Source organism: Ensifer sp. EB106-03-01-XG145, assembly GCF_058792075.1.
In genome coordinates, this window is the sequence record NZ_JBYTEC010000013.1 from 97,957 (window position 1) to 124,656 (window position 26,700).

Genomic DNA, 26,700 nt, shown 5'->3' on the forward strand with positions numbered 1-26,700 from the left:
ACCGCGGGGATGAGGGGCCACACTTTCCGGAGTACTTCAATGACCACCGCCGTTCTCTTCGACAATGTTTCCCGCCACTTCGGCGCCGTGCGCGCCGTCGATGGCGTGAACCTCGAAATCGCCGAGGGCGAATTCTTCGCCATGCTCGGTCCCTCCGGCTCGGGCAAGACCACGTGTCTTCGCCTGATGGCCGGCTTCGAGCAGCCGACCGGCGGCCATATCGAGATCTTCGGCGAGACGGCCGAAGGCGTGCCGCCCTATCGGCGTAGCGTCAACACGGTGTTTCAGGACTACGCCCTCTTCCCGCATCTCTCGATCCTCGACAACGTCGCATACGGGCTGATGGTCAAGGGCGTCGGCCGCGAGGAACGCCGCAAGGCAGCCGAGGACGCGCTCGCCATGGTCAAGTTGCCGGGCTACGGCACTCGCCGCCCCGGACAACTCTCCGGCGGCCAGCGTCAGCGCGTGGCGCTCGCCCGGGCGCTCGTCAACAAGCCCAAGGTGCTTTTGCTCGACGAACCGCTCGGCGCGCTTGATCTGAAGCTGCGCGAGCAGATGCAGGAGGAGCTGAAGAGCCTGCAGAAATCGCTCGGCATCACCTTCGTCTTCGTCACCCACGACCAGGGCGAGGCGCTGTCGATGGCCGACCGCATCGCCGTCTTCAACGATGGCCGCATCCAGCAGCTCGGCAGCCCCGAAGACGTCTACAAGCAGCCGAAGACGCGGTTCGTTGCCGATTTCGTCGGTTCGTCCAACGTGCTGCCGGCGAAACTCTGCCAGCGGCTCGGCCTGAAGGCGCCCGCAGCTAGCCTGCGCCCGGAAGCGATCTCCATCTCCACCCCGTGGACCGGCGCGCTCAGCCTTTCGGGCACCGTCTCGGCCCATAGTTTCCTCGGCGCCGTCAACCGCGTCGTCGTCGATGTCGACGGCGCCCGTGTCGCCGTCGCCAGCCCCGCAGCACTCACCGTGCCTGCGGTCGGCAGCCCCGTCACCATCAGCTTCGCCTTCGACGAGCTGCACCCGATGGAGGACGCATGACCGCCTTTGCCGAACCCCTCGTTCTGCCCGAGCGCCGCGGCCCCGCCGGCCGCCTGTCGGACTTTTTCTGGCGGCACCCGCATCTGCTGCTGACGGTGATGCTTGCGCCGCCGTTGCTCTGGCTCGGTGTCGTCTATCTGGGCTCGCTCTTTGCGCTGTTGCTGCAGAGCTTCTTCTCGATCGACGATTTCTCCGGCCTGATCAATTACGAGTTCACGCTGGCGACCTATCGCCAGCTTTTGAGCGAAACCAATCTCGACATCATCCTGCGCACGGTGACGATGGCGGCAACCGTCACGCTCGCTTCCGCCGTCATCGCCTTCCCGATCGCCTATTACGCGGCGCGCTATGCGCAGGGAAAATGGAAGGTGCTCTTCTATCTCGGCGTCATGCTGCCGCTGTGGTCGAGCTATCTGGTCAAGATCTACGCCTGGAAGCTGATCCTCGCCAAAGAAGGCATCCTCACCTGGATCTTCGAAAAGCTGCACCTGCTCTGGCTGCTCGACGGCTGGCTGTCGCTTCCCGTCGTCGGCGGCAACTCGCTCTCGGTCAGCTATACCGGCACCTTCATCGTCTTCGTCTATGTCTGGCTGCCTTTCATGATCCTGCCGATCCAGGCAGCGCTCGAGCGCGTGCCTGGCAACCTGATCGAGGCTTCCTCGGATCTCGGCGGCACGCCGGCCCAGACCTTCCGTTTCGTGCTCTTCCCGCTGGCCCTGCCCGGCATCGTCGCCGGCTCGATCTTCACCTTCTCGCTGACGCTCGGCGACTACATCATCCCGCAGATCGTCGGCTCGTCCCGGCTGTTCATCGGCCAGGCCGTCTATGCCCAGCAGGGCACCGCCGGCAACATCCCGCTCGCCGCCGCCTTCACGGTGGTGCCGATCGTCATCATGGGCGCCTACCTGTTTGTGGCCAAACGCATGGGGGCTTTCGATGCGCTCTGATCGCTTGAACCGCTCGCCAATGGGCTTGAAGATCGCGGCCGCCGCCGGCCTTGCCTTCCTGCACCTGCCGATCCTGTTGATCTTCCTCTACGCCTTCACGACGGAAGAAAAGAGCTACCAGTTCCCGCCGCCGGGGCTGACCACACAATGGTTCGCCGTTGCCTGGAACCGGCCCGACGTCTGGGCGGCGCTGACGCTCTCGGTCAAGGTCGCCGCGATCGCCACGTCGGTGGCGCTGGTGCTCGGCACGCTCTGTGCGGCCGCCGTCAGCCAGACGCGTTTCTTCGGCCGCGAGACGATCTCGCTGCTTGTCATCCTGCCGATCGCGCTGCCCGGCATCATCACCGGCATTGCGCTGCGCTCCGCCTTCTCGATGGCCGATATTCCCTTTTCCTTCTGGACCATCGTTCTCGGCCACGCGACCTTCTGCATCGTCGTCGTCTACAACAATGCGGTCGCCCGCTTCCGGCGGATATCGGGCTCGCTGATCGAAGCCTCGATGGATCTCGGCGCCGACGGCTTCCAGACCTTCCGCCACATCATCCTGCCGAACATCGGCACGGCGTTGCTCGCCGGCGGCATGCTCGCCTTCGCGCTGTCCTTCGACGAGGTGATCGTCACCACCTTTACCGCCGGCCAGCAATCGACCCTGCCGATCTGGATGCTCGAAGAGCTGATCCGCCCGCGCCAGCGCCCGGTGACCAATGTCGTCGCCATGGTCGTGGTGCTCGTCACCTTCCTGCCGATCCTCGGCGCCTACTACCTCACCCGCGACGGCGACCAGATCGCCGGTGCCGGCAAATAACTCGACTATCAAGGGAGAACAGACATGGACACCCAACTGCTGATCGGATCGCGCTTCGAAGCCGGCACCGAGGCCGACGAACACATCCTGAACCCGCGGACGGGCGGCAAGATCGTCGACCTGCCGGAAGCCTCGCATACCCAGGTCGAGGCGGCTGTCGACGCCGCCGAGCAGGCCTTCACCAGCTGGTCGCAGACCACGCCGGCCGAGCGCTCCAACTATCTGCTCAAGATCGCCGATGCGATCGAGAAGGATGCGGACGGCTTTGCAGCCCTTGAGGCGCTGAACTGCGGCAAGCCGATCAACGCGGTGAAGAACGACGAACTGCCGGCCATCGTCGACTGCTGGCGCTTCTTCGCCGGCGCCGTGCGCAACCTGCATGCGCCGACAGCTGGCGAATACCTGCCCGGCCACACCTCGATGATCCGCCGCGACCCGATCGGCATCGTCGGCTCGATCGCCCCCTGGAACTATCCGCTGATGATGATGGCCTGGAAGCTGGCGCCGGCAATCGCCGGCGGCAATACCGTCGTCTTCAAGCCCTCCGAACAGACGCCGTTGACGGCGCTGAAGCTTGCCCGCGTGCTCGCCGACATCCTGCCGGAAGGCGTCGTCAACGTCATTTCCGGCCGTGGCGAAACCGTCGGCAATGCGCTGATCAACCATCCGAAGATCTCTATGGTCTCGATCACCGGCGACATCGCCACCGGCAAGAAGGTGCTGGCGGCCGCCGCCAAGACCGTCAAGCGCACGCATCTGGAGCTCGGCGGCAAGGCCCCGGTCATCGTTTATGACGACGCCGATCTCGAAGCGGTGGTCAATGGCATCCGCACCTTCGGCTACTACAATGCCGGCCAGGACTGCACCGCCGCCTGCCGCATCTATGCCGAGGCCGGCATCTACGAGAAGCTGGTCGCCGACCTTACCTCCGCCGTCTCGACCATCCGCTACAATCATGCCGACGACACCGAAAACGAGATCGGCCCGCTGATTTCGCGCCGCCAGCGCGATCGCGTTGCAAGCTTCGTCGAGCGTGCTGCCGACCAGAAACATATCGAGATCACCACCGGCGGCAGCGCCGGCAGCAGCGATGGCTTCTTCTTCCAGCCGACCGTGGTCGCCGGCGCGACCCAGGAGGACGAGATCGTCCGCCGCGAAGTCTTCGGCCCGGTCGTCTCCGTCACCCGCTTCACCGGCAAGGACGATGCGATCGCCTGGGCCAATGACAGCGACTACGGCCTCGCCTCCTCCGTCTGGACCAAGGACATCTCCCGGGCGATGAAGGCGGCTTCCCGCCTGCAATACGGCTGCACCTGGATCAACACCCACTTCATGCTGACCAACGAGATGCCGCATGGCGGCGTCAAGCAGTCGGGCTACGGCAAGGACATGTCGGTCTACGCGCTCGAGGACTACACCGCCGTTCGCCACATCATGATCAACCACGGCTGAGGCGCACACGCGCCTGAGCTCGGCTCGCATACCGCATGCAAACGAAAACAAACGGGAGAAGTTTGCCATGTACCGTCGTCAATTGCTTGTTGCAGCAGGCGCTCTCAGCCTCAGCGCCCTGGTGCTCTCGCCGGCGGCCTTCGCCGCCGACGCCGCGCCGGATGTGGTCGCGGCCTATGTCGCGGCCTGGAACGCCCATGACTCGGCCAAGGCCGCATCCTACTTCGCCGACGACGTGACCTATTACGACGCGTCCGTCGGCAAGCCGGTAACCGGGAAAGATGCCGCCAAGACCGGCGTCATCGACAACTTCCTGAACGCCGTTCCCGATGCGGTCTGGACCATGAAGGGCGACCCGATCGCTGCCGGCGACAAGGTCTCCTTCGAATGGGAATTCTCCGGCACCAATTCGGGCGCCTGGGCCGATGGCACGGCCGCAACCAACAAGAGCTTCAAGTTCACCGGCGCTTCGGTCCTCACCATCAAGGACGGCAAGATCGCCTCCCAGAACGACTATTACGACGCCCTCGGCTTCTACAAGCAGCTCGGCTTGATGTAACTGGCCTTGCACATTGGCAGCCGCAGGCTCCGGCTTGCGGCTACTCGCTTCTTTTGCCCACAAATCATGATTGCAAAACTCATAAATAACTTGCGTCGCAAATAATCTTGAGTAACACGATCACCTTATGAGTTTCTGACCGCGCTCAGAAGGTGTCGCATGCTTGCAGGACGGCGTTCTTTTACGGCTGAGTTTCCGATCGGGCGTACCCGCGCGCGGGTGACGCCATGACGGCTGCCGTTTCCGAACCAGTCGTCGCGACAGGTGGTCCCAAGGCGCTGTCGGCCGCCTTTGCCGGCACCCATGCCTGGTGCAACGAGAAGATGGTGCTCTCGGACGGACTCTCCGACGGCGTTGCGCTGCCGGACTTCTTCGCCTCTGGCGCCTTCGACCGGGCGCTCGACGTCTACACGGAAAAATCCGGAGCCAGCGATCGGCGCGCCGTCGCCTCCATGTGGTCGCTCTATTATTTCTCGAGCCTCACCATCCCCTATCTGGTGGCGCGCGTGCTCGACCATCAGGTGCTCCCCGTCACGTTCGATCAGATGAAAGTGGCGCTTGCCGAAGACGGCCTGCCCCGAACCTTCGGCGTCGCGACGTCGGGCGACTGGCAGGCGGGCGATGATGCCGACGTCTTCGCGACGCTCGCGCCGCTGATGCAAGGGCACCTGCGCGAGGTCGTCGGTTACCTCAAGTCCGTCGGCGGCATCGCCCCGAAACTCGCCTGGAACAATGCGCTCGTCTACATCGACTATGCGCTGCGGGCCTCCGGCATCGAGCCGCTGAACGCCCAGGCCGATGCGCTGATCGGCAGCAAAACCCTGCCGGACGGCACGCCCAATCCCTTCTTCGATTGCCTGCGTCACGAGGAAGAGGACGGCGCTCGCGTGTGCCGCCGCAAGATCTGCTGCCTGCGCTACCTGCTGCCCGGCGTGCCGAGTTGCGGCAGCCTCTGCGCCCTTCCCAGCCAAAGGAACCAATAGGCTTGCTTCATCGCTGCATTTTCCAGACCGCCCGGCGGTTCTTCCTCGTCATCCTTGCTGCTCTGACGCTAGCAACCGCCGCCCATGCGGAAGGCCAATGGCCGATGACCGTCACCGATGCGGTCGGCCGTGTGGTGACGATCCCGGCAAAGCCCAAGGCGATCCTTCTCGGGAGCGGCTTCAATCTCGTCGCGCTGTCGCTGATCCATCCCGATCCCGTCAGCCTGCTTGCCGGCTGGTCCGGCGACATGAAGGGCGACAATCCGGAGATCTACGAGAGCTTCCGGCGGAAGTTTCCCGCGATCGCAGACGTCCCGCAGATCGACGACGGAACCGGCCCGGGCCTTTCCTTCGAGACGCTGCTGACGCTGAAGGCCGACCTTGCCATCCTCGCCAATTGGCAGGCCGACACCGAACCCGGCAAGCGCGCCATCGACTATCTGACCGGCATCGGTGTTCCTGTCATCGTCGTCGACTTCAACAATGATCCGCTGACGAGCACGCCGCGCATGATGCGCCTGCTCGGCAAGATCCTCGAACGGGACGAACAGGCAGACGCCTTCGCTCAGTTCTACGAGGACAAGCTGGCCTTGATCCGGGCGCGCCTCGCCGCCAGGCCGGAGCCACGCCCTCTGGTGCTGATGGACGCCTTCCCCCAGGCCGACCGCTGCTGCTGGGCCTATGGCACCGGCGGCCTCGGCGAGTTCCTGACGATTGCCGGCGGCCGCAACATCGCCGAAGGCACGCTGCCGCGGCCGGGCGGCACGGTCAACGCCGAGGCGGTCATGGCCGCCAATCCCGACATCTACATCGCTACCTCCTCGCCCGGCGGCAAGTACGGCACGCTCTCGATCGGCCCGGGTATCAGCGAAGACGAAGCGCAACAGACGCTCGCCCGCACGATCGAGGCGCCCGCCCTTTCGAGCATCCGCGCCGTACAGGAAAAGCGCGTCCATGGGCTTTGGAACTTCTTCAACGCCATCCCGCTCAACATCGTCGCGGCAGAGGCCTTCGCCGCCTGGATCCGGCCGGATCTCTTTTCCGATCTCGACCCGAAGAAAAGCCTTGCCGAGATCAACACCCGCTTCGCCGCGGTCCCGTTCGAAGGCACCTACTGGGTGGACCTGAAACCGGCGGACTAGCATCCGCTTTGTCCTCACCAGCAATAGAGTCCGTCCTTGGCCGAGAACCATCGGCTGCTGCTTATGGTCGCGTGTTGTCAGCCGCCGAGCACCCTATATAAGTGCGGTCACGGCCATGCCTCTTGAGGGCAAGGACCGTCTAAAGCTTTGATCGGCTGCATGGTTTCCCTCTTGCATCGAATCCGATTCAAGGAATGATGCGGTGAGGAGGATCCGGATGCTTTGGTTGATTGCGTTACCGCTGGGTCTTGTCGTTGTGTACATGGCAGCGCGCTTCAGCCGTTTTCGCCAATGGGCGGAACCGATCCTCTCAGTTGCCGTAGCGGTCGGCCTGCTCGTCGCCTTCATCATCTGGTTCAGCGATCGCGACGGTCGCAAGCCCGCAGCACCTGAACCGGTCCAGACGACGCAGCCCGCGGGCCTGACCGCCGCCGACATTGCGCTTGATGGCCTGACCTTCGAGCAAAGCCAACCGGGACGAAGCTTCCGCCTGCGTGGCACAGTGACGAACAAGGGCCAGACGCTGCTCGAATACTTCCGCCTGTCCGTTACGCTGGAAGATTGCCCGGACGATGTCTGCCAGACGATCGGCGACGACGCGGCCCTCATTCTCGCCCGGGTGCCGGCCGGCCAGAGCCGGCCGTTCGAGACCTTCCTCACCTTTCCGAACCGCGAAGGCCAGAGCCTGACGGCGCCGAAATGGACGACCGACATCGTCGAGGTCCGCGGCACAAACCGGTGAACAGCGGGTGCAATGCCCGGAATGCGACACAATTCCGGCGGAAACCCGCTTCAAGGTTTATCAGGAATCGCTTGTAAACAGCGCGCGCTCAGCGATTCGACAGGAGAGTGGGACACTCTAGGCGGCGTCCGGACGGCGTAGGGCTTCGACGAAGGCAACCGTCGTCGTCACCTCGGCGAACTCGGCGCGCAAGGTCGCGACATGGGCCCGGTGGACATCCCGGGCCGCGATTACCGTTCCATCTCCATCCGGCTGGTCGAAGCAATCGCACGCATCCTCGACGAGGATCATGCGGTAGCCGAGATTGGCGCCAACGCGCACCGAGGTGGAGACACACATGTCGGTCGAGATGCCGAAGGTAACGACTGTATCGACGCCAAGACGCCGAAGCCTGAGGTCGAGATCGGTACCGATGAAGGCCGCGTTGACGCTCTTGGTGACGAGTGGTTCGCCGGCCTGCGGCTCGAAGCCGGGCCGGAAGGCGTTGCCGGGTGCACCGGCTCCAAGCGTCGAGCCCGGCATGACGCTGTCATGGCGGACATGGATCACCGGCCGGCCGGCCGCGCGCCAGGCGGCAAGCAGGGTGAGACCGTTCCGGTCGATATCGGCATTCCATCGGCGCGGCCAGGGGGCGCTGTCGAAAGCCTGCTGCATGTCGATCGGCAGCAGCACGGCATTGTCGGGCACGACTGGTATTTTCATGGCAAAGCTCCTTCGTTGCGAGAAGGAAGCTACCTGTCCTACCGTCCGGTTTCACTGGACAAGATGGCGCCAAACCGGACAAACGTCCGGAATTCGCGCAAAAGGAGATACAATTTGACGGAACTCGACGACAAGGATCGGCTGCTACTGGCGGCGCTTCGCCAGGATTCACGCCAGAGCCTGGTGGCGCTCGCCCGACATGCCGGCCTCTCGCGCAGCGGCGTGCACGAGCGTCTGCGGCGCCTCGAAGCCAAGGGCGTCGTCGCCGGCTACACGATCCGTCTCGGCGTCGAGGACAAGAACCCGACGGTCAGGGCCTTGGTCGCCATCACGTTCCAGTCCAGCAAGAATTGCGACCACATCGTGCCGCACCTTTCCGCCATGTCGCCGGTCGTCACATGCTGGTCGCTCGCCGGCTCCACCGATCTGATGGTGCTCGTCGAATGCGCTACGAACGGCGACCTCGACACGATCCGCCGGCAGATTTCCCTGATCCCGGGTATCGCCACTGTGCAGACGCATGTGGCGCTCCGGACCCATTTCGATCGCAGAGATTAGGTGGGACGGCCTCGGCCGTCCCACTCGGTTGATGATATGGATCAGACCGGTCGGCTGATCTCGTCGAGATACCAGTTGATGTAGCGAAGCTCGTTATGCTCCATCGGCGCGATCGGACCCGGCACGAAATAGTGCGAGCGCACGCCGCGCGACGTGTGCTCGATGATCGCCTTGTCTTCCTCGGTCGTCACCTTCCACAGCCACGTCAACTTTTCCAGATCGTAGTCCCGCCCCGCCTCGGCCTCGCCGTCGACCAGCCAGATCAGCTCCATCTCCGAGGTCTCCGCCGTCTTCGGGATGAAACGGTAGATCATGCCGTGATCGGGGTAGCAGACGAGGAAAGTGGTGCCGCCCAAGTGGATCGAGGTGACGCCGCCGTCGAAATCGCTGAAACGCCCCATGAGCCGGCTCAGCGCCTGGCCGTCCTTGCTGCCGGTCTTGGCGCCGTCATAGAGCGGATAGCGGAAGGCGTGCACCGCCTCCTTCCCCGTGACAGATGTCTGCCAATGGTTGCCGGAGCCGACCTCGATGCCGAGTTCGCAGGTGCGCGCCTCCATGCGGGCGTTCAGCTCCTCGATCATATGCAGCGGCTGTTCCAGCGCGTGTGTCTGCGAGTATTCCGGATGCGCGGGGCCGCAGTGATAGCACTCGACATAGTTCTCGACCGCGAGCTTCCAGTTGGCATCGACCGGATAGGTCTGGCGATGGGCGATCTTGGCCGACCCCCAGCCATATTGCCCGCAGGTCGCGTGCAGGAGATGCTCGACATCGCTGAAATCGAGCGGCTGGTCGGCGAATGAGATGAAGATCAGCCCTTCGATGACACGCACATGGAGCTTCTTCAGCCCATGGTCTTCGCGCCGGAAATCCTTCGGCATCAACCGCGCCGCCTTCAGCGCGCCGTCATTGCCATAGGTCCAGGCATGGTAAGGGCAGACGAAGGCGCGGGCATTGCCCTTGTTCTTGGCGCAGACCTCGGCGCCGCGATGGCGGCAGACATTGAGCATCGCGTGGATCTCGCCACTGGCCGTGCGGGTGACGATCACCTGCTCGGAGGCCATGCGGAACACCTCGAAGTCATTGGCGTTCGGGATCGCGCTCTCGTGCGCCACGCAGTGCCAATGGCGGCGGAAGAGGCGCTCAAGATCGCGTTCATAAATCTCCGGGTCGAGATAGAAGGCGCGCGCCAACCCATGGCCGGGACGATGGGCGGCAATCAACTGGTCGATGCGGTCGCCGGTGACAGTCGTAGTCTTGAGCTCCGAAACGAGCATGGGGTTGAACTCCAACAATTGGACCGGAAGGACCGCGTTCCGGCGCGCGTGTAAATTTCATCGGGCACCGGATGGCGCGCCCTCTGCCGTTGGCGCGAGATCCGCCCCTCACCCTGACCCTCTCCCCGCGCGCCGGGAGAGGGGAAAGTAGCCGTTTGCGCCAGGACATCCGCCCCGCCCAGGTCCGCGCCAGCATCGCGGCGCGTTTCCCTTCCCTCGTCTGCTCTCTTGGAGCGCGACGTCGAAAGGCGCCGCCTCCTCTCGCCTCGCCGCCTGAGGCTTGGGGCTGGCCAGGCGTCTCCTTCTCCCCGTCAGAACGGGGAGAAGGTGGCCGGCAGGCCGGATGAGGGGCGCTTCCCCCACCACGCGAACGAGGGGCAGCTTCAAGCACCTACGCCTCCGTCCCCAATGCAAACGCCATCGCTCGCGAACTTCGGCGATACCTCAGCTCGACGTAGTCCTTGCAATCTGTAGATGACGGATCGGCCAGACCTGGCCCCCGCTGCCCCCGCCCCGCGACCGGGGCGGAGAGCTAAACTCAGCAGAAGATCTGGAACCTCTCCCTGATCGCCCGATCGATATCCGGCGCGATCACCGAAGGGGCTGCTTCGGCCAGAATGCGGTTTTTCCTCTCGATCGCCCGCGCCACCAGATCGGGGCGGCCGATCTCGACCCATTCCTTCGGGCTCGTGCGATCGGCGACCGCCGGATAGATGTATTCCGTCTGCATCAGCCCAAGCGTCTGCGGATGGCCGAGATAGTGACCGGGGCCATCGAGGCAGACCGAGCGCATGGTTTCGAGCGAGACCGAATCCTCCGTCACGTCGATGCCGCGGATGCAGCGCTGCACCTGGCCAAGCAGATCGTCGCCGAGCACCAGCGACTCCAGGCAGAAGCCGAGCAGCGAGGCATGCATGCCGACGGCCTCATAGACCATGTTGAGGCCGGAAAGCCCGGCCATGACATTGGAGATCGCCTGCTCCCAGCCGGCCTGCATATCAGGCAGCTTGGCGTCGGCAATGCCGGCAGCGGCCCCACCGGGCAGGCGGTAGAACTGGTGCATCTGTGCGCAGCCGGCCGTCAGCAGCGCCTGTTCGCCGGAGCCGCCGGACATTGCCCCGGTTCTCAAGTCCGAAACGAAGGGCCAGGTGCCGAAGACCGCGGGATGGCCCGGCGACATGGCATTGACATAGACGACACCCGCCAGGCACTCGGCGACCGCCTGCACGATTGCGGTCGCAAGCGGCGCCGGCGCCGTCGCCCCCGCCTGCCCAGCCGAAAGCAGCAGGATCGGCATGCCGGCACGGATGCACTTCTCCATGGTGATGCAGCTTTCCTCGGCAAACTTCATCGGCGGCACGACGAAGCAGTTCGAGTTGGAAACGAAGGGCCGCGCCCGCCACTTGTCCTCGCCGCCGGCAATCATGTGGATGAGATCGAAGCAGCCATCGACATGCGAGGGATCGGAGAAGCTCGTGCCGACATGCTTCGTCGTGCCGGCGCAGCAGGCATAGAGCGTGTTGACGTCCATCAGGAAGTTGTCGGCCACATCCCGGCAGACCATGGCGCGCTGGAAGAAGTGCACGTTGTCGAGATGGTGGACGAGCTGTGCGGCGTTCAATAGGTCCTTGGCGGTGGATTCGCGATATTCGCGCTTCTCGACGTCGACGATATGCACGGCCGCGCCGGCGGTGCCGTAGTAAACGCGGGTGCCGGTGAGCTCGAGATCCTGCTTCGGATCGCGGGCATAAAGCGTGATGTCGCGCGCGGCGATCGAAAGCATGTCCTCGACCAGGGCGCGCGGGAAGCGGAGACGCCCGTCATCGCCGAGAATGGCGCCTGCGGCGGTCATGATCTCGATGCCCGATTTCGGCGCGTTGGCGAGCCCGATCTGTTCGAGCGCATCGAGCGCCGCCTCATGGATGCGCTTCACGCCGGCATCGGTCAGCGGCTTGTATTGCCCGCCGGAAAGGCCGGGACGCACCGGCCGGATGTTTTCGGCCAGCGGCGCCGAACGCAGCGCCACCCGCGCCGCCCGCCCGCCGGACCGTCTCGAAGCCGCAACTGCGCAATCGTCAGCCATCATCATCTCCCAATGGGCGGGTGTGTCCTCGCCCCCTCATTCGCGCGGTGAGGTTAAAGCCCCTCATCCGCCTGCCGGCACCTTCTCCCCGTTTTGACGGGGAGAAGGGACTTGCTGCTTCCGCTCGTTCCCCTCCTCACCGTTCATGAGGAAGAGGATTATCTGTCTTCTGCGCCCGCCTCGTCCGTCCCCTGCCCCTTTCCCCGCCTGCGTAGAGAGGAACGAGCCCGGTGCCACGCGTCCCTTCTCCCCGTCAGAACGGGGAGAAGGTGCCGGCAGGCGGATGACGGGCAATCCTCAAGCACCGAACACGATGCCCGACGCCAGTCCCAAACGCCTGACCTACATCCGCACCCGCTCGGAGCGCGGATCGTACATCGGCTTCAACGACGCCTCCGCAGCAACCCGCGTCCCGGCGATCTCGATCTCGAAATGCGAGCCGAGCACGTCCTTGTCGCTCTCGCCTTCCGAAGGCACGTAGCCGAGGCCGATCGCGCCGCCGAGGTGGTGGCCGTAATTGCCAGAGGTGATCGTGCCGACGATCTTGCCGTCACGGACGATCGCCTCGTTGTGGAAGAGCAGCGGCTCCGGATCGGCGAGACGGAATTGCACCAGCCGGCGCGAGAGCCCGCGATTGTGCTTGGCCAGCACCGCCTCGCGGCCGATGAAATCGCCCTTGTCGGCTTTGACTGCGAAGCCGAGCCCGGCTTCGAGCACATGGTCCTCGTCGGTGATGTCGTGGCCGAAATGGCGGAAGGCCTTTTCGATGCGGCAGCTGTCGAGCGTATGGATGCCGCAAAGCTTAAGGCCCAGATCCTGCCCCGCTACCTCCAGCGCCTCGAACACATGCGCCGTCTGGTCGGTCGAGACATAGAGCTCCCAGCCGAGTTCGCCGACATAGGTGACGCGATGCGCACGGGCGAGCCCCATGCCGACCTCGATCTCACGTGCCGTCCCGAAGGGATGGGCTGCGTTGGAGAAATCGTTCGGGCTTACCTTCTGCATCAGCTCCCGCGCCTTCGGCCCCATGACGCAAAGCACGCTTTCGCCGGCGCCGACATCGGTGATGACGACGAATTCGTCGGCAAGATGCTTGCGCAGCCAGGCAAGATCGCGCTGCAGCGTGGCGCCGGGCACGACCAGCAGGAAGGCGGTCTCCGACAGACGCGTCACCGTCAGATCGCTCTCGATGCCGCCGCGGGCGTTGAGCATCTGGGTGTAAACGATGCGGCCGGGCTCGACATTCATCTCGTTGGCGCAGAGCCGCTGCAGGAAGGAAAGCGCATCGCGCCCCTCCACCCGGATCTTGCCGAAGGAGGTCATGTCGAACAGGCCGACGCCGTTGCGCACGGCCAGATGCTCGGCCTTCTGGTTTTCGAACCAGTTCTGCCGCTTCCAGGAATAGCGGTACTCGCGCTCCTGGCCTTCCTTGGCGAACCAGTTGGCACGCTCCCATCCCGCGACTTCGCCGAAGACGGCGCCGCGGGCCTTCAGATGCTCATGCAGCGGCGAGCGGCGCACGCCGCGGGCCGTTGCCGTCTGGCGATAGGGGAAGTGATCGGCATAGAGCAGACCGAGCGTCTCGGAGACGCGATCTTTGAGATAGGCGCGGTTCTTCTGGAACGGCTGCGCCCGGCGGATATCCACTTCCCAGAGATCGAAGGGCGGCTCGCCGTCGTTCATCCATTGGGCGAGCGCCATGCCGGCGCCGCCGGAGGAAACGATGCCGATCGAATTGTAGCCGGCCGCCACCCAATAGCCCTTCACTTCGGGCGCTTCGCCGAGATAGTAGCGGTCGTCGGGCGTGAAGCTTTCGGGGCCGTTGAAGAACGTATGGATGCCCGCCGTTTCCAGCATCGGCATGCGGTTGACCGCCATCTCCAGGATCGGCGCGAAGTGGTCGAAATCGTCAGGCAGCTGGTCGAAGCAGAAATCCTCGCGGATGCCGTCCATGCCCCAGGGCTTGGCCTTGAGCTCGAAGGCGCCGATCAGCATCTTGCCGGCGTCTTCCTTGTAGTAGGTGCACTCGTCGGGCACGCGCAGCACCGGCAGGCGCTTGAGCTCCGGGATTGCCTCGGTGACGATGTAGAAGTGCTCGCAGGCATGCAGCGGCACGGTGACGCCGGCCTGGCGGGCGAACTCCCGGCCCCACATGCCCGCACAGTTGACGACATGATCCGTCTCGATCGTATATGTCTCGCCGTTCTGCTCGCAGGTGACGCCGGTCACCCGACCATCCTTCTTCAGCACGGCCGTGACCTTGACGCCCTCGATGATCGTCGCGCCGTTCTGCCGCGCGCCCTTGGCGAGCGCCATGGCGATGTTGGCCGGATCGCACTGGCCGTCGAGCGGCAGATGCACCGCCGCCTTCACGTCAGAGGTGTTGAGGTGCGGATACATCGCCTTCACCTCATCAGGCGTGATCTCTCGGACGTCGACGTTGAACGCTCGGGCGAGCGAGGCCTGGCGATAGATCTCTTCCTTGCGCTCCTCGGTCAGCGCCACGGTGATCGAGCCGTTCTGGCGCATGCCGGTGGAAATGCCGGTTTCGGCCTCGAGCTTGACGTAGAGGTCGGCCGAGTATTTCGCGAGCCGCGTCATGTTCTGCGAGGCACGCAGCTGGCCGATCAGGCCGGCCGCATGCCACGTGGTGCCCGAGGTCAGTTGCTTGCGCTCCAAGAGCACCACGTCGGTCCAGCCGAGCTTGGCCAAATGATAGGCGACCGAACAGCCGGAAACGCCGCCGCCGATGATGACTGCACGGGCTTTCGAGGGAATGGGCTTGCTCATGCGCGCAGTCTTTCATTGGAGGGATCCCAGAGCGGCTGGTCCGCCTCGACTGTCGCCTTGAAGCGGTCGCCGAAGATCTCGACCTCGATTTCCTTGCCGGGCACGGCGAGATCGGCGCGCAGCATGCCGAGCGCAATCGACTTGCCAACGCGGTAGCCCCAGTTGCCCGAGGTCGTCTCGCCGACCACCTGGCCGTCGGACCAGAGCGTCGACATATATGGCGCGTCGCAGCCGTCGGCGGCGACCGTCAGGGTGACGAAGCGCTTGCTGACGCCCTGCTGCTTCTCCCGTTCCAGCGCCGCCTTGCCCTTGAAACCGGGCTTGGCCCAGTCGACGAAGCGCTCCAGCCCGCTCTGAAGGATGGTGTAATCGGTCGAAAGATCGCCCTTCCAGGCGCGGTAGCCCTTCTCGATGCGCAGGCTATCGAGCGCCTCCATGCCGAATGGCTTCAGGCCGTGTTTCTGGCCCGCGGCCCAGACGGCGTCGAAGATGACAGCCGTATCCTCGACCTTGGTGTGGATTTCCCAGCCGAGCTCGCCGGCAAAGGAGACGCGCACGAGTTGGCAATAGCGGCCGGCGATTTGCGCCGTCTGGTGCGTGAGCCAGCCCTTGACGAGATCGGCCTCGCTGACCTCGGCGAGGATCGCGCGCGACTTCGGCCCGGTCAGGATCTGGCAGGAGAAGGACTTGGTGACATCGTCGATGGTGAAGGCGGCATTGGCCGGCCGGTGCTTCGTCAGCCACTCGAAATCGTGCCACTGCGCCGTTGCGGCGGTGATCAGGAAGAAGAAGTCCTCGTCAATCATCATGACCGACATTTCGGTGACGATCCGGCCCTTGTCGTCCGCGAAATAGGCAAGGCCGATACGACCCGGCTTCGGCACGCGCCCGGTGATGAGGCCCGAAAGCCACGCGGTCGCCCCCTCGCCCTTCACCCGGAAGCGCGAGAAGCCCGGCAAATCGAGAATGCCGGCGGCATCGCGCACGGCCAGACACTCCTCCTCGATGCGCTTCGCCCACGGCCCCGCGCGACCCCAGGTCTGCGTCGCACCTTCAGAGGTGTCGTCGCCGGGTTTGGCGTACCACATGGCGCGCTCCCAGCCGTTATAGGGCTTGAACTGCGCACCGAGTGCCTGGATCCGGTCGTGGATCGGTGACAACTTCTTGCCGCGGCCTGCCGCCCAATAGTGTTTCGGGAAATGCATCGCGTACTCGTGGCCGTAGATCTCCATGCCCTTGGCGATACAATAGTCCTGGTCGGTATAGTCGGTGTAACGGCGTGGGTCGCAGGACCACATGTCCCACTCCGTCTGGCCCTCGGTGATCCATTCGGCCAGTACCTTGCCGGCGCCGCCGGCCTGACAGATGCCGAAGGTAAAGACGCAAGCCTCAAACGCATTGGGCACGCCCGGCATTGGGCCGATCAGCGGGTTGCCGTCGGGTGCATAGGGGATCGGGCCGTTGATGATCCGCGACAGCCCGGCCGTGCCGAGGATCGGCACGCGCTCGACCGCGTCGTTCAGGTACCATTCCAGCCGGTCGAGATCGTCGGGGAAAAGCTGGAAGGAGAAATCCTCCGGCATCGGATCATCAGGCGTTACCCAGTGAGCGCGGCAGTTGCGCTCGTAAGGCCCGAGGTTCATGCCGTTCTTCTCCTGGCGGAGATAGTAGGAGCTGTCGACGTCACGCAGAAGCGGCAGCTTGTGGCCGGCCTCCTTCGACCAGGCGGCCAGCTCCGGGATCTCGTCGAACAGGATGTACTGATGGCTCATCACCATCATTGGCACCTCGCGGCCGAACATCTTGCCGACCTCGCGGGCATAGTAGCCGGCGGCGTTGACGACGTATTCGCAGCGGATCTCGCCCTGCGGCGTCGAGATCACCCACTCGTCATTTTCGCGGCGCGCGCCGGTCACGGGACAGAAGCGGATGATCTTTGCGCCCATGTCGCGCGCGCCCTTGGCCAGCGCCTGCGTCAGCTGCGCCGGGTCGATGTCGCCGTCATAGGGGTCGTAGAGCGCACCGGTCAGCTCGTGCGTTTCGAGGAACGGGTAGCGGGCGCGCATCTCGTCGGGCGAGAGGATATCGAGATCCATGCCCTGGTAGCGGCCCATGCCGACGACGCGCTTGAACTCCTGGAGGCGCTCCTTGGAGTGGCCGAGCCGGATCGAGCCGGTGACGTGATAGTTCATCGGATAATCGACGAGTGCGCCGAGGTCGCGATAGAGCGATGCCGAGTAGCGCTGCATGTTCATGATCGACCAGGAGGACGAAAACGTCGGCACGTTGCCGGCCGCATGCCAGGTCGAGCCCGCCGTCAGCTCGTTCTTTTCCAGAAGCACGCAATCGGTCCAGCCGGCCTTGGCAAGATGGTAGAGCGAGGAAGCGCCGATCGCTCCCCCACCGATGATCACGACCCGTGCGTGCGACGGCAAATTCGACATCAATAGTTCCCTCGTTTTGGCGGAATTCTTGCCGGGGAAGCAGGGCGCCATCAAGCGACGGAAACAGGCTTTATTGATCGACAAATTCGATTAGATTGAAGCGATTGCAAAGGGAGCGCATGGCATGCAGGTGGAACTGATCGAAACCTTTCTCGACCTGATGGAAAGCCGCTCCTTCAACCGCACCGCCGAGCGGCTGAACATCACCCAGTCGACCGTCTCTCATAGGGTCAAGGCGCTCGAAGCCCAGTTCAACCGCAAGCTCTTTACCCGCAACAAAGGCGGAACGGTGCCGACCGCCGCCGGCCTGCGCTTCCTCGACTATGCAAAAGCGCTGCAAAACCAGTGGCATGAGGCAACACGCGCGGTCACCAGCGCCGGTGCGCTGGAGCGTTCCATGCGCCTCGGTATCCAGCACGACCTGGCCGAGGCCTTCGCCGGCGAATGGATGGCGGCAATTCGGCAGGACCTGCCTGGCACCGAGGTCTATATGGAGGCCGATTATTCCAACCAGATGAACCGCGATCTCGGCGCCGGCGACCTCGATCTTGCGATCCTCTACACGCCCCACTACCTGCCCGATCTCTATTACGAACGGATCGGCGATCTGCATTACGTGCTGGTCAGCACCGAGGCGCGCGAACTGGCCGAGGTCCCTTCCGAGAACTATATCCGCGCAAGCTATTCGCCGACCTTCGACCGTGCCCACCGGCTGGCCCTGCCGCACCTTTCCGCAGCCCTGCTTTCGGCCGGCCAGAACATGGCGATCACCCGGCTGCTCGCCGCCCTTGGCGGCGCGGCCTATGTGACGGCGGCAACTGCGGAGCGGCTCGCCGCGGACGGATTTGCGTTTCGCGTTCAGGATGCGCCGGTCATCGCCCAGACCGTCTATGCCGCAACGAGCCTTCGAACACGCCACGCGCACCAGCACCGCAAGATCATCGGCGCCATGGGCGTGCTGCTTTCGACGTTGCCTGTGCCGAGCGGGCCTTAAAGCAATTCCAGGAAAAGTGCGAAACGGTTTTCCGTCCGGAAGCGCGTCGTTTCAAAGACCTAGTAACGGCCCTTGAGCAGCCCTTTCAGCCGCTCGGCATCCGCCTCGGTGACACCAAGCGGCGCAACCACCTGCATCCAGGCGTCGATATAGTGCTCGGGTGCGTAGACGTGGCCGTAGCCGATCGGCGAGGTCGTCGCGAGCGCCATGTCGGCGAGCAGCTGGAACATGGTGACGACCGGGAACCACCGGAGCGCCGGCGAGACGTCCGCACCGCGCGGCGCCTTCATCCAGTCCGGCTCGCGGTAGAAGGAATGGGGATCGAAGAAGGTGATCGGGTCGCTGGCATATTGCAGGTAGACGATGCGGACATTGCCCCACTGGGCCCCCGGGATATTCAGCGCATTTTCCTGGTTGGTGAAGCGGATCACCGAACCGTCGCGATAGAGCGGCCGCCATTCGGGTGAGCCTGGATTGCGATTTCGCGTGATCTGCAGCCAGGTCTTGGTCGGGAAAGGCGAGCCGACCCAGAGCGCGCCCTGGAACGGATCGCTGATGATGTCGAAGGGATCGACCGAGCCCTGCGAGTTCATCGAACCGAGGCTGAGGCCATAGAGATAGAGCTTCGGCCGCCGGTCTTTCGGTAGCGTCGTCCAGTAGCCATAGACCGAATCGAACAGCGCATCGGCGGTCTCGGCACCGTATTCCGGCTCGACCAGCAGCGACAGCCAGCTCGTCAGGTAGGAGTACTGCACCGCGACGCTGGCGACATCGCCCTTCAGGAGATATTCGAGCGAATCAAGCCCCGGCGGGTCGATCCAGCCGGTGCCGGTCGGCACCACGATCAGTAGATTGGTGCGTTCGAAACCGCCGACGCGTTTCAGTTCCTCCAGCGCCAGCTTCGCCCGTTCCTTGGCGGTTTCAGCCGAATTGAGGCCGGCATAGACGCGCAAGGGCTCCTTCGCCTCGCCGCCGAAGAAGGCGCCGATGTCCTTTGCCGCCGGCCCGGAGGCGATGAACTGGCGTCCTTGGCGGCCGAGCTCGTCCCAGGTCATCAGCGACGCCCTGCTGCCCGTCTTCAAGGGATCGGTGGGTGGGGCTAAGTCGGGGTCGATCAACGCGTCGAGCCGCTGGAACGAGCTGTCGGCCGCATGCAGCGCATAGCGAAAGATGACGCCATCGGCGGCCGACCAGAACAGCGCCAGCGCCGCAATCACGCCGGCGACCTTCGCCAGCGGCCGCGTCAGCACATGTTCGAAACGACGGGTGAGAAACCGGAAGGTCAGCCGGAACAGGCGCGCCAGCAGCACGACGGCGACGAAGACAAGCGCCGCGATCAGCCCGAGCTTGAACGGCTCGGCGCTTTCGACCGGATCAAGTCCCATGATCTGACGCACCGTGTTCTGCCAATAGGCCGTGCGCCAGAGGAAGGCGAGTGCAACGGCGGTGCAGCCGACAGCGGCCAGCACCTTCACCGTGAGCCCGGTGCGCCCGCGGATCTCCGGCAGGTCGAGCAGCGACCAAACCCAGCGCAGCAACACGCCGATCGCATAGCCGGCGCCAAGCGACAGGCCCGAGATCACCGCCTGGACCACATAGGGGCGCGGGATGAGGCTCGGCGTCAGCGACATCGCAAAGAAGAAGACGCCGACGATCAGCCCAGTGGTCGAAAACGATGCGAGCAGCGTCGAGAGAAACCGCGGCACCGGCAACCTCGACAGCGGCGTCTGTTGAAGATGTTCCATGGCGTCGGGCCCCCTCATGCTGACACTGTCACCGGAAGACCATAGGCCGTTCCGCCGGCGGCAATGTCGCTTCCCCGACGTGTCCAGTCAATTGCCGCAACCGGAAGACGCACGGACGCAAGCTGGACTCTGACGGTCGCACCCCTCACGCCCGGGTCACCTCGATCGGTGTCTTCATGATGATTTCGCGGTGCGGGAACGGGATCGAAATACCGGCCACCTTGAAGGCGTCCCACAGCGCCATCATCACCTGGCCGCGAATGTTGGTCAGCCCGTTGCTCGGATCGGAGATCCAGAACCTGAGCTTGAAATCGAGTGACGATGCGCCGAAGCCGGTCATCCAGCAGACCGGCTCCGCGTGGCCGCTCGCAACCCGTGGGATCGATTTGGCAGCCGCGATGGCAATGCGCGCCACCTCGTGCGGATCGCTGTCATAGGAAGTGCCGAAACTGACCTCGATGCGGACGAAGTCGCTGGAGAACGACCAGTTCACGACCTGCTGCGAAATGAAGTCCTCGTTCGGAATGAGGTATTCCTTGCCGTCCCTGGTGATGACGGAGACGAAGCGGGAACGCAGGTCGCGCACGGAACCGAAGGTATCCCCAAGCGTGATCGTGTCGCCCGGTTTGATGGATTTGTCGAGCAGGATGATGATGCCGGAAATGAAGTTGGAGACCACCTTCTGCAAACCAAAGCCGATGCCGACGCCGACCGCCCCGGAAAAGACCGTCAGCGCGGTCAGGTCGATACCGGTCGCGGACAGCGCGATCGCACCGGCAAAGCCGATCAGCACGATCTTGACCAATTTGCTTATCAGCACCTTGAAGGACGGCGTGAGTTCTGCCGACCGCTGGATCCAGTGCGCCGAGACGTTGCCCAACAGCACGGCAAGCCAGATCAGCGCGGACGAAAGCACGACAGCCTTCAGGACGAGCAGCAGCGACAGACGAACGGCACCGAGGTTGACGGCAACGCCATCAAGGGTCGTCAGGATCACCCGGTCCAGCCCGACCGCATAAAGCGCAAAATAGATCCAGCCCACGACGGCGGTGACGCGCGCCAGCGTCTGGTTGCGGATGATGCGGGTGAGCACGGAAATCACGAACCAGGCGGCCGTCAGGGTCAGCGCAGTCGCCACCAGCCAGCGATACGACGGCCAACCGAAACGCAATATCATCCCATCGGCGATCCAGAGCCACACGATCAGGAAGAGCCAGCGCAGCCGCCGCATGAAGGCGATGATGACGCGCAGCAGGTCCGGATTGCCCTTGATCAGGCGGGCGCGGGCTTCGACCAGCGGCTCTATCCGCTTTGCCAGCGCGCCGCAGATCAGGTAGCCGGCAACGATGATGGCGATCTGATAATACGTCCACTCGTTCAAAAGGACCGTCCGCGACGAGGAAGCGACGGCGTCGAACGCTTCTGCGAAATCCATCGTCTCTCTCCGAGAGAACCAAGCGTCCGACCGAGCGTTTTTTTGGGGGGGACGCCCTAATCCTTTGAATCTAGGGCATCCTTGACACTTTCAATGCCGCCACCCGAAGCCGGTGCGTCGATCCCCCTTGAATTCGGATGCCTCGCAAGATCCGTCGCACCTGCAAATCGTGGCAGGCTCGGAATAAAGCTAGCATCTTCAAAAGCTTATTGCCGGATGGACGCTAGACCCGCCGCTCCTTGATCGTGTTCATGACGAAGCTCGTTTCGATCGAGGCGACGCATTTGAGCCGCGCGATCTTTTCCTTGATAAAGCGCTCGTAGTGCTCGAGCCCGGCACTCATCACCTTCAGCACATAGTCGCGCGAGCCGGTCACCAGATGGCATTCGAGCACTTCGTCCCAGCCGCGCACCGCCTCCTCGAACATCACGATCTCATCTTCATGCTGGCGGCTGAGCCTGACGGTGGCAATTGCGGTCATCGTCCAGCCGTCGATCGACGGATCGATCAGCGCCGTATAGCCGCGGATCACACCGGTCTCCTCCAGCCGCCGCAGGCGGCGGAGACATGGCGAAGCCGAGAGCCCCACGCGCTCGGCAAGCTCGTTGTTGGTGAGGCGCGCGTCCGCCACCAGCTCCTTCAAAATCCTGCGATCCGTCTCGTCGGCAATTTTCTGCGCCATATCTTTCCAACTCAGCCAAATCTTTGCGCAACTCAAAGACATCGAGCCGGAAATAGCAAGGATCGGTCCAAGCATCTGATATAATTTGCCAGTCAGTCGAGTCCGCTTCCCTTCAGGAGACAAGTCATGACCGCACCGCATCCCTCCAAGACCCACATCGGAAACCACAAGCTGCATCCCGAAACGCAGATGCTGAACTATGGCTACGATCCGGAACTGTCCGAGGGCGCCGTCAAGCCGCCGGTGTTCCTGACCTCGACCTTCGTCTTCCGCTCAGCCGAAGAAGGCCGCGACTTCTTCGATTTCGTTTCCGGTCGGAGGGAACCGCCAGCGGGTGTCGGCGCCGGTCTCGTCTATTCGCGCTTCAACCATCCGAACAGCGAGATCGTCGAGGACCGCCTCGCCGTCTACGAGCGCACCGAGAGCTGCGCGCTGTTCTCGTCGGGCATGTCGGCGATCGCCACCACCCTGCTCGCTTTCGTCAAGCCCGGAGACGCGGTGCTGCACAGCCAGCCGCTCTATGGCGGCACCGAGACGCTGCTTGCCAGAACCTTCCTCAATCTTGGTGTTGCGGCCGTCGGCTTTGCCGATGGAGTCAATGAAGCAGCCGTCAGCGCCGCCGCCGAAGAGGCGATGGCGAAGGGCCGCGTCTCGGTGATTCTCGTAGAAACACCAGCAAACCCGACGAACAGCCTCGTCGATGTTGCCATGATCCGCCGCGTCGCCGATCAGATCGGCAAGAAGCAGGGTCATACCCCTGTGGTCGCCTGCGACAACACGCTGCTCGGCCCGGTCTTCCAGCGGCCGATCGAACACGGCGCCGACATCTCGCTCTATTCACTGACCAAATATGTCGGCGGCCATTCCGACCTCATCGCCGGTGCGGCTCTCGGTTCGAAGGCGGTGATGAAACAGGTAAAGGCGCTGCGCGGCGCGATCGGCACCCAACTCGATCCGCATTCCTGCTGGATGCTCGGCCGTTCGCTGGAAACGCTGTCGGTGCGCATGCAGAAGGCCGACGACAATGCCCGCGTCGTCGCCGAGTTCCTGCGCGAGCACCCGAAGGTCGAGCGCATACACTACCTGCCCTTCCATGACGAGGATTCTCCGGTTGGCCGCACCTTCAGGGCGCAGTGCACCGGCGCCGGATCGACCTTCTCCTTCGACATCACGGGTGGCCAGGACGCGGCATTCCGTTTCCTCAACGCGCTGCAGATCTTCAAGCTCGCCGTCAGCCTCGGCGGCACGGAATCGCTGGCAAGCCACCCGGCGGCCATGACCCATTCCGGCGTGCCGATCGAGGTGCGCCACCGCATCGGCGTACTGGAGTCGACCATCCGCCTGTCGATCGGCATCGAGCATCCGGATGATCTCGTCGCCGATCTTTCAAACGCCCTGTCGGTCGCCTGACACGATATCGCGGCCGCCGGTCGAGCCGGCGGCCTCCCAGATCATTTCATTGTTTCGCCGAAACAGTGAAATGATCTAAGTCTTTGAAATGGCGTAATTCCGGACGGAAAACCGTTTCACACTTTTCCTGGAATTGCCTAGTGCGAGAGAATGTTCACGATGTTGCCGAAGGGGTCGCGCATGAAGAAGCGGCGCACGCCCCAGGGCTCATCGGTGATGTCGTAGACGATCTCCACGCCTGCCGCCTTGGCGCGCGCGTAAATTCGATCGACGTCGTCCACTTCGATCGAAAGCACCGGCACGGGTGTATTGTTGCCGCCTTCGCTGGCGACGCTCAGTTGCGGCATCGCCGCAGCACCCTTGGCCGCAAAGGTCCGGATCCATCCATGATCCATCACCACGTCGAGCTCCAACAAGTCGCCGTAAAAGGCTTGTGCCATCTGTGGGTCCGGGGCGTGGAGATTGGAGACGATACGCAAGACAGTCATTGGTTCTTCCTTATCCGGCGAGCAACGGAGCGCGCTCTGCGCTCACAGGTGTCGGTTTTCACGGCGATGCGGCCATACTGCCTTCCAAACGTGCCTGATTGAAGAGGGAATCGTCGGACAGCCTCAGGGTGTAGCAACCGCCGCCTGAGGTCGCAGGCCCGCACCGGCAAGCGCCACGCGCACCAGTGTCGCCGCCGCCTTGCCTGCCGTTTCCATATAGCTGGCATCCCGGTGCAGCAGCACCACGGCGAAGCTGCCGTCGAGCAGAAGCAGGATCTGCTTCGCCAGCATGATCGGCTCGGCAATGCCGGCTTCGATAAAGGTCTCGGCCATCCACGCCTCAAACTTCTTCTTGTGGGCTGCACCGATGCGGATTGCCGGATGGCCCGGCATGTTGGCCAGTTCCGCCGAAGTGCGCAGGAAACCGCAGCCCTTCCACTTCGGGTGACGTGCCGCCCGCGCCAGGTTGACGAAGATCGCCTCGGCCTTAGCGGCCAGTTCCCCTTCGGCCGTGTCGAACCACTTCCGGAAAAGCTTGAGATTGGGCTGGTCGCGGCCTTCGAGATAGGCGGCGATCAGCTCGTTCTTGCTTTCGAAGTGGTAGTAAAGGGTGCGTTTGGTCACGCCCGCCGCTTCGGCCACGGCATCGACGCTGACGGCGCGGATACCCTCCGCATAGAAGAGCTTTTCCGCCGCTTCGACGATCACATCCCGGGTCGATTTCTCTGCCTTCGCCATCGCTCAAGTATACCTACTAGTGAATATACATGGCATTCTTCACTCACCTAGCCTCTCCCCGTCAACCCTAGCCGGAGAGCGACCATGTCCAAGACCGTACTGATGCAGATTTCCGAGGGGATCGCCCTCTTCACCCTCAACCGCCCGGAGAAACTCAACGCGCTGAACTATGAGCTGATCGACTGGCTCATGGTCCTTCTCGACACGATCGAAGTGAACGACGCTGTCGGCGCGGTGATCATCACCGGCGCCGGCGACCGCGCCTTCTCCGCCGGCGGCGATATCAACGAGTTCTCCGAAAGCGTGGCTGCGGGCGTAAACCCGGCCGTGCGCGATTTCGTCCGCCGCGGCCAGCTTCTGACGGCGCGGCTCGAAGCCTTTCCGAAGCCGGTCATCGCCGCGGTCAACGGCATCGCCTTGGGCGGCGGCTGCGAGATCACCGAGGCTGTGCATCTGGCGATCGCCAGTGACCGGGCGCGCTTCGCCAAGCCGGAGATCAAGCTCGGCATGCCGCCGACCTTCGGCGGCACCCAGCGCCTGCCGCGGCTTGCCGGCCGCAAGCGCGCACTCGAATTGCTGTTGACGGGTGAGGATTTTTCGCCGGAACGCGCTAGGGATATCGGGCTCGTCAATCACGTCGTCGCCCATGAGGAGCTGATGCCCGCCGCCCGCGACCTGGCCAGCCGCATCATGGGCTATTCCCCGCTTGCCGTCCGCTCGATCATCACCGCCGTCACCCGCGGCCTCAACATGTCGATCGCAGAGGGGCTGCTGGTGGAAAGCGAACAGTTCGCCCAGATGGTGCCGACCGACGATCTCTCCGATGCGCTCGCCGCCTGGAAGCGACGGCACGTCCACGACGACCCGCCGCGCGACGGTCGCGCCACTACTAAATTCAACCAAACGGTTGACAATCTTCGCAATCGAAGTGATATTCAACAACATGGTTGAATATCAGAACGAACATCTCGATGCCGTGTTCCACGCGCTTTCGGATCCGACGCGCCGCGCCATGCTCCAGAACCTTTCGCAAGGCGAGAGACTGGTCGGCGAGCTTGCGGCCCCCTTCTCGATCTCGCTGGCCGCGGCATCGAAGCACATCAAGGTGCTGGAAGGAGCAGGTCTCGTGCGCCGCGAAGTGAAAGGACGCACGCATGTATGCCGCCTCGATGCAGCGCCGATGCATGCAGGTATGGAGTGGATGCGCCACTACGAAGCCTTCTGGCGAACGCGCATTGACGCACTTGAGGCGCTGCTTCTCGCCGACGACACAACTGTTCAAAACGATACGGAGGAAAAGCCATGACATCGCCCGCCACAGCCTTTGCCAGCGCCGATTACGGCCGCGTCATCGCCCCCGATGCGGTGCGCATCGAACGCCTGCTTCCTGGCCCGATCGAGCGGGTCTGGTCCCATCTGACAGAGGAACACAAGCGCCGGCTCTGGATGGCATCGGGAACGATCGGCTCTTCCGAGGGGGCAGCGGTCGAACACGTCTTCCGCCATTCGGAACTGACGACAGAGGATGATCGACCGCCGAAAAAATACGCCGATCACGCCGACGAGGTTCGCAAGCACGGGCATGTGCTCGCCTGGGAGCCACCGCGCCTGCTCGCCTATAGATCCCATGAGGAGTGAACAGCGGCCGGCGCTCTGGCAGAGTGAGGCTGCATCAAAGCGCTCGCTCAG

General features: G+C 63.7%; 24 protein-coding genes. 14 read left to right on the forward strand and 10 right to left on the reverse strand.

Annotated features, from left to right (window positions below):
• Positions 1-39: 39 nt before the first annotated feature.
• The 8 genes from AC3WWH_RS25535 (at position 40) to AC3WWH_RS25570 (ending at position 7,668) form a co-directional block, all read left to right on the forward strand.
• Positions 40-1,038 (forward strand): ABC transporter ATP-binding protein, encoded by a 999-nt coding sequence (locus AC3WWH_RS25535; protein WP_058321565.1) that lies wholly within the window; start codon positions 40-42, stop codon positions 1,036-1,038.
• A complete protein-coding gene (locus tag AC3WWH_RS25540; RefSeq protein WP_058321564.1) occupies positions 1,035-1,985 on the forward strand; it encodes an ABC transporter permease in 951 nt (316 codons plus the stop codon). The genes AC3WWH_RS25535 and AC3WWH_RS25540 overlap by 4 nt, the downstream gene beginning before the upstream one ends.
• The gene (locus AC3WWH_RS25545) at positions 1,975-2,790 is read left to right on the forward strand and encodes an ABC transporter permease (RefSeq protein WP_058321563.1); all 816 of its coding nucleotides are present in this window, start codon (positions 1,975-1,977) and stop codon (positions 2,788-2,790) included. The genes AC3WWH_RS25540 and AC3WWH_RS25545 overlap by 11 nt, the downstream gene beginning before the upstream one ends.
• A gap of 24 nt (positions 2,791-2,814) precedes the next feature.
• Entirely contained in the window at positions 2,815-4,242 is a 1,428-nt protein-coding gene (locus AC3WWH_RS25550; protein WP_058321562.1) for a gamma-aminobutyraldehyde dehydrogenase, read from the forward strand.
• Between the two features lie 67 nt (positions 4,243-4,309).
• On the forward strand, positions 4,310-4,801 hold the full coding sequence (locus AC3WWH_RS25555) for an ester cyclase (RefSeq protein WP_058321561.1): 492 nt from the start codon (positions 4,310-4,312) through the stop codon (positions 4,799-4,801).
• A 227-nt stretch (positions 4,802-5,028) separates the two neighbouring features.
• Positions 5,029-5,784: a siderophore-iron reductase FhuF gene (gene fhuF, locus AC3WWH_RS25560; protein WP_058321560.1), complete on the forward strand. Its 756-nt coding sequence runs from the start codon at positions 5,029-5,031 to the stop codon at positions 5,782-5,784.
• 17 nt (positions 5,785-5,801) lie between these two features.
• A complete protein-coding gene (locus AC3WWH_RS25565) occupies positions 5,802-6,926 on the forward strand; it encodes an ABC transporter substrate-binding protein (protein WP_058321572.1) in 1,125 nt (374 codons plus the stop codon).
• Between the two features lie 217 nt (positions 6,927-7,143).
• Positions 7,144-7,668 carry a DUF3426 domain-containing protein gene (locus tag AC3WWH_RS25570; protein WP_058321559.1) on the forward strand — a complete coding sequence of 175 codons (525 nt, stop codon included), beginning with the start codon at positions 7,144-7,146 and terminating at the stop codon, positions 7,666-7,668.
• Between the two features lie 117 nt (positions 7,669-7,785).
• On the opposite strand, the gene AC3WWH_RS25575 is transcribed toward AC3WWH_RS25570, so the two are convergent.
• Positions 7,786-8,370, reverse strand: a complete 585-nt coding sequence (locus AC3WWH_RS25575; protein WP_058321558.1) for a cysteine hydrolase family protein — start codon at positions 8,368-8,370, stop codon at positions 7,786-7,788.
• A 114-nt stretch (positions 8,371-8,484) separates the two neighbouring features.
• Here AC3WWH_RS25575 and AC3WWH_RS25580 point away from each other — a divergent pair, with 114 nt between their 5' ends.
• Positions 8,485-8,928, forward strand: coding sequence for an Lrp/AsnC family transcriptional regulator (locus AC3WWH_RS25580; RefSeq protein WP_093234395.1), 444 nt, complete (start codon positions 8,485-8,487; stop codon positions 8,926-8,928).
• Positions 8,929-8,969: 41 nt separating this feature from the next.
• Here the strand turns inward: AC3WWH_RS25580 and AC3WWH_RS25585 are convergent, their stop codons facing one another.
• The 4 genes from AC3WWH_RS25585 to AC3WWH_RS25600 all read right to left on the reverse strand — a co-directional run bounded on the left by AC3WWH_RS25585 (position 8,970) and on the right by AC3WWH_RS25600 (position 17,519).
• Positions 8,970-10,202: an aromatic ring-hydroxylating oxygenase subunit alpha gene (locus tag AC3WWH_RS25585; RefSeq protein ID WP_058321556.1), complete on the reverse strand. Its 1,233-nt coding sequence runs from the start codon at positions 10,200-10,202 to the stop codon at positions 8,970-8,972.
• 538 nt (positions 10,203-10,740) lie between these two features.
• Complete coding sequence (locus tag AC3WWH_RS25590; RefSeq protein WP_058321571.1) at positions 10,741-12,285, reverse strand: trimethylamine methyltransferase family protein; 1,545 nt, start codon at positions 12,283-12,285, stop codon at positions 10,741-10,743.
• A 342-nt stretch (positions 12,286-12,627) separates the two neighbouring features.
• Entirely contained in the window at positions 12,628-15,075 is a 2,448-nt protein-coding gene (locus AC3WWH_RS25595; protein WP_058321555.1) for a GcvT family protein, read from the reverse strand.
• The gene (locus tag AC3WWH_RS25600) at positions 15,072-17,519 is read right to left on the reverse strand and encodes a GcvT family protein (protein WP_058321554.1); all 2,448 of its coding nucleotides are present in this window, start codon (positions 17,517-17,519) and stop codon (positions 15,072-15,074) included. Before AC3WWH_RS25600 ends, AC3WWH_RS25595 begins: the two co-directional genes overlap by 4 nt.
• A 124-nt stretch (positions 17,520-17,643) precedes the next feature.
• On the opposite strand from AC3WWH_RS25600, the gene AC3WWH_RS25605 reads away from it, so the two are divergent.
• Positions 17,644-18,513 (forward strand): LysR family transcriptional regulator, encoded by an 870-nt coding sequence (locus AC3WWH_RS25605; protein ID WP_058321553.1) that lies wholly within the window; start codon positions 17,644-17,646, stop codon positions 18,511-18,513.
• Positions 18,514-18,572: 59 nt separating this feature from the next.
• Here AC3WWH_RS25605 and AC3WWH_RS25610 read toward each other — a convergent pair whose 3' ends face one another.
• From AC3WWH_RS25610 to AC3WWH_RS25620, 3 genes are all read right to left on the reverse strand, one after another.
• Positions 18,573-20,258 (reverse strand): alpha/beta hydrolase, encoded by a 1,686-nt coding sequence (locus AC3WWH_RS25610; protein ID WP_058321552.1) that lies wholly within the window; start codon positions 20,256-20,258, stop codon positions 18,573-18,575.
• 145 nt (positions 20,259-20,403) lie between these two features.
• Positions 20,404-21,693 (reverse strand): mechanosensitive ion channel family protein, encoded by a 1,290-nt coding sequence (locus AC3WWH_RS25615; protein WP_057253244.1) that lies wholly within the window; start codon positions 21,691-21,693, stop codon positions 20,404-20,406.
• Between the two features lie 223 nt (positions 21,694-21,916).
• Positions 21,917-22,375, reverse strand: a complete 459-nt coding sequence (locus tag AC3WWH_RS25620; RefSeq protein WP_058321551.1) for an Lrp/AsnC family transcriptional regulator — start codon at positions 22,373-22,375, stop codon at positions 21,917-21,919.
• Positions 22,376-22,501: 126 nt separating this feature from the next.
• On the opposite strand from AC3WWH_RS25620, the gene AC3WWH_RS25625 reads away from it, so the two are divergent.
• Positions 22,502-23,785 (forward strand): cystathionine gamma-synthase family protein, encoded by a 1,284-nt coding sequence (locus AC3WWH_RS25625; RefSeq protein ID WP_058321550.1) that lies wholly within the window; start codon positions 22,502-22,504, stop codon positions 23,783-23,785.
• A 137-nt stretch (positions 23,786-23,922) separates the two neighbouring features.
• Here the strand turns inward: AC3WWH_RS25625 and AC3WWH_RS25630 are convergent, their stop codons facing one another.
• Positions 23,923-24,273: a VOC family protein gene (locus AC3WWH_RS25630; RefSeq protein WP_058321549.1), complete on the reverse strand. Its 351-nt coding sequence runs from the start codon at positions 24,271-24,273 to the stop codon at positions 23,923-23,925.
• 123 nt (positions 24,274-24,396) lie between these two features.
• Positions 24,397-25,011 carry a TetR/AcrR family transcriptional regulator gene (locus tag AC3WWH_RS25635; RefSeq protein WP_058321548.1) on the reverse strand — a complete coding sequence of 205 codons (615 nt, stop codon included), beginning with the start codon at positions 25,009-25,011 and terminating at the stop codon, positions 24,397-24,399.
• 84 nt (positions 25,012-25,095) lie between these two features.
• On the opposite strand from AC3WWH_RS25635, the gene AC3WWH_RS25640 reads away from it, so the two are divergent.
• The 3 genes from AC3WWH_RS25640 to AC3WWH_RS25650 are packed head-to-tail and all read left to right on the forward strand — an operon-like array spanning position 25,096 to position 26,649.
• The gene (locus AC3WWH_RS25640; RefSeq protein ID WP_082640731.1) at positions 25,096-25,962 is read left to right on the forward strand and encodes a crotonase/enoyl-CoA hydratase family protein; all 867 of its coding nucleotides are present in this window, start codon (positions 25,096-25,098) and stop codon (positions 25,960-25,962) included.
• Positions 25,955-26,317 carry an ArsR/SmtB family transcription factor gene (locus tag AC3WWH_RS25645; protein WP_058321547.1) on the forward strand — a complete coding sequence of 121 codons (363 nt, stop codon included), beginning with the start codon at positions 25,955-25,957 and terminating at the stop codon, positions 26,315-26,317. Before AC3WWH_RS25640 ends, AC3WWH_RS25645 begins: the two co-directional genes overlap by 8 nt.
• Positions 26,314-26,649, forward strand: coding sequence for an SRPBCC family protein (locus AC3WWH_RS25650; RefSeq protein WP_058321546.1), 336 nt, complete (start codon positions 26,314-26,316; stop codon positions 26,647-26,649). Before AC3WWH_RS25645 ends, AC3WWH_RS25650 begins: the two co-directional genes overlap by 4 nt.
• Positions 26,650-26,700 lie beyond the last annotated feature (51 nt).